The 9,719-nt window shown below is 45.4% G+C and carries 5 protein-coding genes; 1 reads left to right on the top strand and 4 read right to left on the bottom strand.

Annotated features, from left to right (window positions below; all coding sequences use genetic code 11):
* Positions 1–5: 5 nt before the first annotated feature.
* The 4 genes from F0232_RS16570 to F0232_RS16555 all read right to left on the bottom strand — a co-directional run bounded on the left by F0232_RS16570 (position 6) and on the right by F0232_RS16555 (position 7,388).
* On the bottom strand, positions 6–1,400 hold the full coding sequence (locus F0232_RS16570; RefSeq protein ID WP_105058748.1) for a type II and III secretion system protein family protein: 1,395 nt from the start codon (positions 1,398–1,400) through the stop codon (positions 6–8).
* Positions 1,393–2,274 carry a Flp pilus assembly protein CpaB gene (gene cpaB / locus F0232_RS16565; RefSeq protein ID WP_105058749.1) on the bottom strand — a complete coding sequence of 294 codons (882 nt, stop codon included), beginning with the start codon at positions 2,272–2,274 and terminating at the stop codon, positions 1,393–1,395. The genes F0232_RS16570 and cpaB overlap by 8 nt, the downstream gene beginning before the upstream one ends.
* A gap of 30 nt (positions 2,275–2,304) precedes the next feature.
* The gene (locus F0232_RS16560; RefSeq protein WP_060980966.1) at positions 2,305–2,487 is read right to left on the bottom strand and encodes a Flp family type IVb pilin; all 183 of its coding nucleotides are present in this window, start codon (positions 2,485–2,487) and stop codon (positions 2,305–2,307) included.
* Between the two features lie 68 nt (positions 2,488–2,555).
* On the bottom strand, positions 2,556–7,388 hold the full coding sequence (locus tag F0232_RS16555) for a DUF1566 domain-containing protein (protein ID WP_105058858.1): 4,833 nt from the start codon (positions 7,386–7,388) through the stop codon (positions 2,556–2,558).
* Between the two features lie 265 nt (positions 7,389–7,653).
* Between F0232_RS16555 and F0232_RS16550 the strand changes: the two genes are divergently transcribed.
* Entirely contained in the window at positions 7,654–9,669 is a 2,016-nt protein-coding gene (locus F0232_RS16550) for a hypothetical protein (protein WP_171750878.1), read from the top strand.
* Positions 9,670–9,719 lie beyond the last annotated feature (50 nt).

Below are 9,719 nucleotides of genomic sequence, written 5' to 3'. Positions count from 1 at the left end.
TGTCCTCAGTAATAGAACCCGTTGTCACCCAGCAAGCGAGGCTTGTGGTTGTCGGTGTATGTGTCTTGGTCGTGTGTTCTTTTACGTTGAATTCTTGGCCATGCTAGAAGACGTTCTACATCGCTTAGTGGAATGAGACCGTCGGTTGGTAGCTGCATCGAATCTGAACGAGTTGGCTTCACTAGGTAAGCCGTGACAATGATGATCAACTCTGTTTCTCGGCGAGTGAATTCAGTTGAACGGAACAGACTTCCTAGTACAGGTATTTCACCGATAAGCGGCACTTTTTGCAGTTGTTCAATGTCTTCTGATTTCAATAAGCCGCCCAAGGCAAAGCTCTGTCCGCTGGCCAATTCGATGGTGGTAGCAGCGCTACGACTAGTAAAAGAGGGGAAGTTAGTCCCATGTATCACTTGTTGGCTTTCGATGGAGAGGTTACTGACCTCAGGATTCACCTTTAAACTGATGCGATTTTGACTGAGCACCGTTGGCGTAAAGTTGAGTTTTACACCGAAGTCTTGGTACTCGATTTGAGTCGTATCAGCAGTGATCAAAGGCAATGGAACCCGGCCACCCACCAGAAACTCAGCGTCTTCGCCGGACATCGCCGTCAAGTTAGGCTCAGCCAGTACAGACATCATGCCGTTTGTCGCTAATGCATCAATCAGTGCGGTTATGCTTGGTTTAGTCCAACTGCTGATGTTCGGCAGTTTTGAGAATGAAAACTGTCCAACACCACCTGCGATAGAACCCCACTTGATCCCCAATTTGTTAGAAACATTTCTCGATACTTCAGCGATTTTCACTCGAATGTTGACCTGGTTTGGCATGGTCACAACCAATTGATTAATCAGCTCATCTTCATTGGATTGCATTGGCTGATCTTTCGTCGTCGTATTGCTACTACCTGCATTGTTTTGAGTGTTTGAGCTTTCTTGTTGCTGGGTTTGGTCAACAATAGGAGACAGGTAGCCTTTCGCTAAAGACACGATATTGTGCGCCATCATAGGTGAAGGTACTTGCCCTTTTAGCCATAGCTTTCCACCCAGAGATTCCGCTTTTACGGACGCTTCTGGGAACTTGTTTTTGACCAGTTCATTGAACTCGTGGCTGTTGTGAGTCACGCGAATCTTATTGGTATAGATGACACGTTCTTGCTCGTTCAAAACAGTGATAGTGGCACTGCCAGCTCGCTTACCAAATACCATCACCTTGGTGTTGGTTAATGTCTGGTAATCCGCAATGTGGGTGCTAGAGATGAAAATCGACTTCGCTTTTTCTGGTAAGCGAATCATTTTTGCCTCATTGATTGTTACATCAAGCGCAGATGCTGCTGACGCAAAAGAGAGGCACAGGCTTGATAGCAGGAGAATCCCCCACCAACGACAGGTACTAGCCATTGTTATCAGCTCCGGTTTTATTGTTGATCGTTTTGTTGTCGGCTCTAAATTCCACCAAACCGACGTCAGGCAGTACCTGAGTTGTGTCTGGTGAGATGGCTTTCAGCGTCGCTGAATTTGCGTGCTGAGTTTGACTTGGGTCTTCGTTTTGCCCGCGTAAGACAAGTGTTAACTTGCCTAATTGCTTAGCCAAAACAACTTGGTTTGCTTGCTCAGGGGTTACCTCTAAAGAGACACTGCTGTCGTCAGGGATACCGTTTTCATAATGATTAGATTCGCGGGCCTTTTGATAAGATTCAGCCGTTTGCTTGTCATTAAATGCCAAGACTCTCACATCATGAGCGATCGTTGTGACATACAAACCCTGCGATGAATTGCCATAACGAAGCAGCTCACCATCTTGTGAACCGAGCAGGAGAATATCTACGCGGTCGCCCGGCTCAATAAAGCCCGAATTTGATGTCACCTGATCAACAGGCACTGAGATAGCGCGATAACCTGGTTGTAGCTTTAATGAAAGCGAGTAGCCGCCTTCTGGCTCGGTAATATCCGCTTTCGACAATATCGAGTCTTTGACAAGCTTGGTACGCGCAAGCCCCGACATAGAGTGATCAGCAGAAATATCTTCTGGTGTCACATGGTCGATGTAGTTTTCCAACTCTTGTTGTGGAACCTCTTTCCATCGGAACGAGTTTGGTGTGTAGGCTTGACCTATCTCTATCGTGCGAGTTGGAACCAACACTTTGACCGTTTGCTTAACGGCTTGTTTAGAAGAAGTGGTCGCAGACTCGCTATTGGTTTGGCTCAACAGTAAAACGGATATTCCGAGCACCGAGCAAAATAACGACAGCAACATGAGTCGCTTGGCAGTCATAACTATTCCTTTAATTTGCAATAAACGGGCTTACTCTGAGGCTTGTTGTGCGTCTTTTAGCTTTTCGACTACAGTACCGTAGGCGTCACTGATAGCTTCTGTTAGCTCACCGTTCTCACCGCCAACAAAATTGAGTAGTACAACTGCCATTGCTGCTGCGAGAATGGCGTATTCGATTGCGGCTGCACCGCGTTGCTTTTTCTTGTTCAACATTTCTTGTTTCCTAGATGAAAACAGCCTCAGCAGAGGCTGTTGTAGTAATTAATAAGAGGTTTTAGTGCCTATTTGGCAACAAGTCGGTATAGGTAGCGGCCGTCGTAACTTTGAGTACCAACTTGGCTTTCATCCATGGTTGTCATATTCAATCCGAGGACACGACCATAAGGAGCGGGATCGCTGGTGATATAGGAGCTATGGTTGGAATAACCTCCACCAGTGACTTCGTTAAACTTAAAGACATCCGCATTGATAGGAAGTAATCCATACAGCTCTGCTTTCGATGGGTAGCGCCAGTTCGCTTTGCCACACACCTTTTGTGTATTTCGTGTTGAAATTAAAGGTGTTACCTCTACGTATTTCTTGAAACGACTGCTGTCTCCGTTGGTAAACAGTTGCCAAACGAGCTTACTGTCAGTGTCTTGCGCGCAAATGGCATTTTGGCGATCGGCAACAACGTTTCCTTGCATATCTAGATATTGGTATGTGTTTGCCTTCTCTCTAACCAGACGTCCTAAGATGACTGCATCTTTAGTACCGCCGACTTCCGAACGACGGACATCTTGGTAGCTGCGCTCAGAGCTGTAGTTTGTTATGTATTGTTTTGTGTCTTTTGCTTGATTCGACCAGTAGTAAAAAATTACACCACCGTAATAGCTAGATTTGTCATACTCCGGATCCAGCCCTCGGTGATGAGGGAATGCATCGGTATCGATTGTTATGGTCGAGTTTGAGCTAGAGATTGCTTTAGTTTGTAGTGAAAGTAGCTGAGACAGCGCCGGTACTTTCCAATCATTGAAGCCACATAAGTTCGCATCATTAGTGCTTTCTAACAGGCCGTTACTGCCTAAGACACTTGCTACACCAGATGCCGAAGCGTCATAAGCAAGATCGTCAGCACCTTTTGGTCGACCGTCTTTGAGCAGTGTCCAAACTCGGCGTTTGCCAGTGATGTTAGTGTCCTCAACACAACGCCAGCCTTGTTGGTAGGTAGTGCTTTTTGGTAGGTAGTTGCCTAATTCGTCCAATTTAGCGAAGCGGCTGCTTACGGTCGCATCTGCTTGAGAAACGCTAAAGCCATTGTCTTTTGCTAGTTTCAGTCCATCTTTTGCTAGCACTTTTGATTGTACTAGGTTGTGGATTGTGGCCGTCGTGTTCATCTCAGTGACAAACTTCTGGAACAATGTACTTAGGGTGGCAAACTCCGAGCCTAGCGTTTGTGTTGATGTATTCAGCTCGCTTACGAACGAATTAACCATTCCATATTGATGCTCGAGGTCTGAGATAGCCTTGTACAGGTCTAAACTTGCCTGGTGAATATCCTTAGCCAGTGACGCAGAGCTTAGTGCGTTGGTTGAGCTTGATAGAGTTACGGACTTTTGCTGCATGAACGCCAACTTTTGAGCAAATTCAGAACCAGAGACTAATGCGCTTAGTACAACGGTGTTTTGCTCTAATTTAGCGACTTGCTCCTTATACGCTTTGACCTTGTTAATGAATTCAAGGCTCTCAGCATCAGTTCGGCTTTGAGCAACAGATGCTTGAAATTCAAGAGCTTTTAGCTTTAGCTTCGTATTCTTAAGATCATCTGACCATGGTTGGGTCAAAGCCTGCAGTTCTGCTACTTTAGCTTTAGCTTCCGTTTCTAATGCAGCGTAACCTTTGCTCTTAGATTGGTTGGCGGTTAGCCAGGTTTCTAAATAAAGCTCCGTAGCGTTAATCTTCGTATCTTGTGTACTCAGAAAGGCGGCTATTTCAGTCGTAGCGCTATCTACACCAGTGAGTAACTCTGCACCTGATGGCAATTGCCATTTAGCGTATGCGTATTTGGAGTAATACTGCTCAACAGATTCTTGGCCTTTGTTGATAGTGACAGCGACGCCATTTTTATCCGCTAGCACATTCACTGACTGATTCGATACCAAGTAACCACTTCTTAGATTTGATGGCAGTGTTGCAGGATCTCTCTGCGATAACGTGATCACTTCACTAGTATCTGGAAGCGTCCAACCAGTGATATCACAAGCAATCAGTCGAGCGACTTTATCGAAGGCGGTATCGGTTTCTGAAGAGAATCGCTCCGCCCAAAACGTCGGCTCCCCTTGCCCTTTATCATCGTATTCAGCAATACAATTGAGCGAGTACGTATTCCATGATCCACCGTAACCAAAATCAGCAGCTTGTGAACGGGTTTTCATTGGTACGAATTTTAGGGCGGTAAAGCGACTGCTTGCTGCTGTTGCCCAAAGCGTGTCACTGGTCGAGTTTGCGACACCTTCTTTCGCATGTGCTTTTAGTCGGATACCGACATTAGCCTTGTCATATGCTTCAGGGCCAATGAACTGTGGGTTTGAAACAGCAGGTTGCCAAGTCAGGCCTTTGTCGTTGGTGAATTCATAGTATTCGGCTTCATCAAAGCGAACAGATTGACCATCAACGTTAGCCGTTAAGTAGTCCCATTCAAAACCATTGGTCTTGATTGGGTTTGAGCCAGTAAAAGTGTTGGTTACCTCAGGCGATGTTGGTGCTGGAATCTCAAACACTTTGGTGAAGGCTTGTGTGGTTAATGCTGCTACGCCATGAGGCATGCCATTCGTCGGGTTTTGAGCGACGCGCAATTGAACCTCACCGATACTCTTGTCGACGTTACCGATCACAACCGGTTTTGCGGTGACTTTAGTCCAAGTAGAACCTGAGTCGAGCGTGATTTCGAAATGCTCTGGTTGTGTGAATTCGCCAAAGTATGTCCAATCTAGCGTGTTGTCTATATCGTTCACCACTAGGCCCGTTGGAGCAGTGGGTGCTGATGGACGAACGGTAAACGCAGCATCATTTGTCAGCTCTGATCCACTAGGACGACCGGTAATTGGATCTCGTTTGACTCGCACTTGAATTGAGTCAATAGCGTAAGCTTGATCGTTTAATTGATAAGGTTTCTGAGTAACCGTTGCCCAACCTGTGTTGAGTACATTGATCTCGTAATCCGCAACTTCTGAGAAGCCTGTTACGAATGTCCAATCAAATGTGTCTAACCCATCGTGAGTGATTGGAGATGTTGGTGCCGATGGCTTGTCAGGTGTTACCGAATATGGCTTATCTGAGCATAGCGTTTCACCAGGATCATGTTGAGGGTCTGTTCCTGCTTTCACTCTCACACAGACTTGTCCCTTAGCAAACGTCTCATCTGGGATTGCTTGTGGGTTGCTAGTTACCGGGCTAAATGTAAGACCTCTGTCTAGTGAGTATTCGTAGAAGTCTTTGCCTGCAAACTCTGTAACTTCTGTCCACGCAAACGTGTTTTCAGCATCATCAATAATCGGCAGGGTTGGCGCAACAGGCTGGTTTTCTGAGCGAGTGAAAGCCGTACCAATCACTAGTGGATTGCCTGCGGGGCGAGCATCTTGCACATTGGATTTTACACGGATAGAGATGCTGTTAGCCGGAAGTGAAACGTTGCCAACCACATAGGGAAGTTCAGTGACAGTATTCCAACCGTTACCTAGATTAATCTCGTAGAAAGATGGCGCATCATATCCAGAGACCCAAAGCCAGTTGATCTGATTAGTGCTGTCGTTTGCAAAGTCCAGTACAGGTTTTACTGGTTGCGCCGGGGTTACTGTCATCGGTTTGTCTGACATAGCACTTAAACCAGTCGGGTGACCTAGGGAGTCGTCCTTCGCGATACGTACTTTTAGATGCCCAGCTGGAATATCTAAGTCTTGAATGCGTTGAGGTTTTTCGGTTGCTTTTACCCAGTTAGCACCGTTATCTAGAGAGTACTCGTAAAGAGATAATTCATTAAAAGAATCGACCAGCGCCCAATCGAATTCGTTGCCCGCATTGTCCACGGTGACCCAAGCGGGTGCTGCTGGGACTGTCGTAAGCGTAAATGCTTTGTTTGAAAGAAGCGGTTTACCTGCCGGGGTATTACGTGCACTAGAGGCTGCGACTCGAACCTGAATAGCGCCTTTATCGAATGCCTGTTCTCCAACCACAATCGGTTTGCGAATGACAGTCGACCAGGTGCTACCGGAATCTAAGGAATATTCGTAATCTGTGTTTTGGTTGAATCCACGCACAAACTGCCAGTTGAAAGTATCTGATGCATCATTGACTTTACCGTGCTTGGGCGCTGGTGGCTTAACCACGATTTCACTGCCGTCGATATCTTCTTGCGAGACTTTGAGCTGCTCTCGGTACTCCTTGCCGAGTTGCTCTAGAGCACTGTCTGTCCCAGACGCACCATGTGAAAGTCGATCTGTTTTGGCTTTGAACTCGACCAAATCAAGATCAGCAAGTTTATACATTGCACCTTTACGGGCGTTAACTTGGTCGACACCTGCGTCTACCGAAGCTTTTTGGGCTTCTTGCAGTACGCGAGTCACACCGCGCGCAAACATATGCACTTCACGGCTTTTTGCTGAATTTGAAGCAGAGTAATCACCCAATGCTAGGCTTTTGTCGATCCCTAGGTCGTTGGCAACAAGCTCAGTCGCATCATCGAAGCTGATACCGCTGGTCTTTGACACACTGGCAATCAGTGAGGTAACCGGGCTTACGACGTCCGAGTTGTTGCTTGGTACTTCTAAGGTAAACCCAGACTCAATTGCTTGGTTGGGGGAGTCCATATCTACGGTTATGCCTGCTACGGCTTCAACCAGCACTTTGTATTGAGCCAGATCATCGTCGACATCAAGTTGGAATTGTCCTTTGGCGTCCGTTGTCGCAATGTCTCCATCGGCAGAATCACACATCGCATTGCCATTTTTGTCTAAACAGACCTTGGCTTTGTGCAAATAACCATCTAACGCTATACCAGAAATATTCGAGGATTTTGGCTGAGTTTGTGACTGGCTAAGCTTGGGATCTGAGTCTGCACCACCACAAGCAACAAGCATTGTAGAAACGAGTGAAACACCCGCCAATTTGTATGGATTCCTTACCACTTGAACTCCAAAGATTTATAAATTACCCGCTAGAAAGGCTGAGAATATTAATTTAAATGATAGTAGTTATCAATATCATTTGATCTTTTATTTGGTTAAGTGATTTAATGGCAAAATAAAATACTACTCATACAACAATAAACTAGGTGAATCGGTCGAAAAAATGCGCAATAAATTTTTAGTATGCAAATTGTCACTAGCTATATCTAGTGCCCTAATGGTCGCAGGGTGTGGGGGGAGTTCTGATGGAGAGAATCCAGTTGGAGCGACCACTTCAGGCCATGCTTTTCAAAGTTCATTAGTATGTGCTGATGCAGATCTGAATGGTGTATGCAGTGAGCAAGAAAAACTCATTACAGACGTTTCCGGGTATGCACAACAGAGGCAATATGATGGTGCAATTTTAACCGCTTCTCCTGGTATGGAGCTGGTGACGCCTTTCACTACTTTGATTCATAGCGAGATGATGTTTAATCCAACGATTAGCAACGATATAGAACAGGCTAAAGCATCGCTTCAAAGTAAATTAGGTGATCATGTCGGTGTGAATTTTGCCTCACTAGACACAACGTATGGACCTAAAGATAAGTCTAATGTGTTGCTAAAATCGCTGAAAAAGGCACAAACTGACGGAAAGCAAGCTGCATACACAAATATTGCCCATGCTCTCGACCTCATGATCGAGCATAAAACGTTGGACCTTTCAGGCGTCGATGTCGCGGGAACTGCTTCGAGGCACTTGCAAATAGAGGATGCTCTGGTTGTTCGCGGTTCTCAATCGGTGCCAGAATTCTTTGGTGCCAAATCTATCGCTCTGAATCCAGCGAGTAGTCAGATAGTGTTTCTAACGGCGAATGATGTCGTGATGCAAATCGATAGCTCTTCACGTAATAAGCCAGTGACTCTTGATAATGGTTTGGCGTCCCAAGCTAATTCTGGCTTGATTAGTATTCGTTCTCATGACGACGATTACGACGATCATGATGACGATCATGATGACGATGACGATGACGACGATGATGACCACCATGGAGGCGGAACTGGTGGCGTAGAGATACCGGTAGAGTCTAATGAAATCATTCAGTTAGTACCTACATTGAATGGTAGCCAAGCCTATAAAGTTTATAAGCCTACGTCTTACGCCTCACCGACGGAGAGTGATATTTGTAATAGTAAAGGTGCCAACGGCATCTTCTTATCGAGTCTAACGAGTACCAATAATAATAGTGGTGCAAAGGCGTTTAAGATTGATACCTACAGTAGCCGAAGCGGAGGAACGCTGCCGCCAATTCCTACGCCGAAACCTAAACCGGCTGAAACTCCTGATTCTAGTCAATCATGTATCAACGATAACTTTACAAAAGTGATTCCACTGCTGCAAAGCGGCTCGTTATTGGCAGTTAAAAATACTGGTAGTTCGATTTACTCGCAGCAAGAGGTTAGATTACTAAGTGCTGACAAGTTAGCGATGAATAATTGGCGCCACGCACTCAAGTCCTCTTCGCCTCAGATCATGCCATCTTACGACCAAAGTGAAGCTTTGATTGTTTATAAGAATTATTTTTCGAGCGCCAATTTAGCGGCTGAGGTTATTAATACAACTAACTTATCCACCAAGATGACGATTGATAAGTTGAACCTGAAAACAGCCAATATTGTAGCGAACCAGCAAATTTTGTTGGGGCTAGACAGTAACAAGCTTGAATGGGTTTCAAACTCGATTCAGCAAACGGTACTTGGGGAGTTGGATGTCGATTCCACCATCAGTAAGATAGCAACATCGAAGGATGGCAAAATAAGTGCGGTTGCTACAGCGAACACTCTCTATATCGTTGATAACACGAATAGAACCTTGGTAGTGAAAGAGGTGTTGAGCAGTTCGGCAATCAACTCTTTGTATGTATTGGCTGAAAAAGTGATTGCGCTGACTTCTTCAGGAGTAGATTACTATCAATTCCGAAATATTAGTGGTCCTGCTCTTAAAGTTGGCAGCCAACTGGTAACAAAAGAACTCCTTAAAAAATGGGAAGACAGCGGAAACTCAAGCTGGAACTCTACTAACTTGGGCTACATTCTTTCTCAAACAGGAACGGAAAGTAGCATCTCTGATAAATTCAAAAATGTTAATCTTTCATTCTCTCCTTCTAACGCAACAACCTCGAGTGGCATCACTGGAGTGAACGTTAGCGGCTTAGAACGAGGCGAGTGGTTAACCTTTTATAAAGCCCTTTAAAGGCATTCAATCAATAAAGAAGGGAGGCTAACTCCCTTCTTTACTCAGAT

Origin of the sequence: Vibrio sp. T3Y01 (assembly GCF_013114525.1) — a bacterium.
In the GTDB taxonomy this organism is placed as follows: Bacteria; Pseudomonadota; Gammaproteobacteria; order Enterobacterales; family Vibrionaceae; genus Vibrio; species Vibrio chagasii_B.
This window is presented reverse-complemented; position numbering and strand designations above follow the sequence as displayed.

What these genes read in the sequence shown, in the direction of transcription:
- F0232_RS16570 (WP_105058748.1), bottom strand. Translation starts at nt 1,400, where the DNA reads ATGGCTAGTACCTGTCGTTGGTGGGGGATTCTCCTGCTATCAAGCCTG.
- cpaB (WP_105058749.1), bottom strand. Translation starts at nt 2,274, where the DNA reads ATGACTGCCAAGCGACTCATGTTGCTGTCGTTATTTTGCTCGGTGCTC.
- F0232_RS16560 (WP_060980966.1), bottom strand. Translation starts at nt 2,487, where the DNA reads ATGTTGAACAAGAAAAAGCAACGCGGTGCAGCCGCAATCGAATACGCC.
- F0232_RS16555 (WP_105058858.1), bottom strand. Translation starts at nt 7,388, where the DNA reads ATGCTTGTTGCTTGTGGTGGTGCAGACTCAGATCCCAAGCTTAGCCAG.
- F0232_RS16550 (WP_171750878.1), top strand. Translation starts at nt 7,654, where the DNA reads ATGGTCGCAGGGTGTGGGGGGAGTTCTGATGGAGAGAATCCAGTTGGA.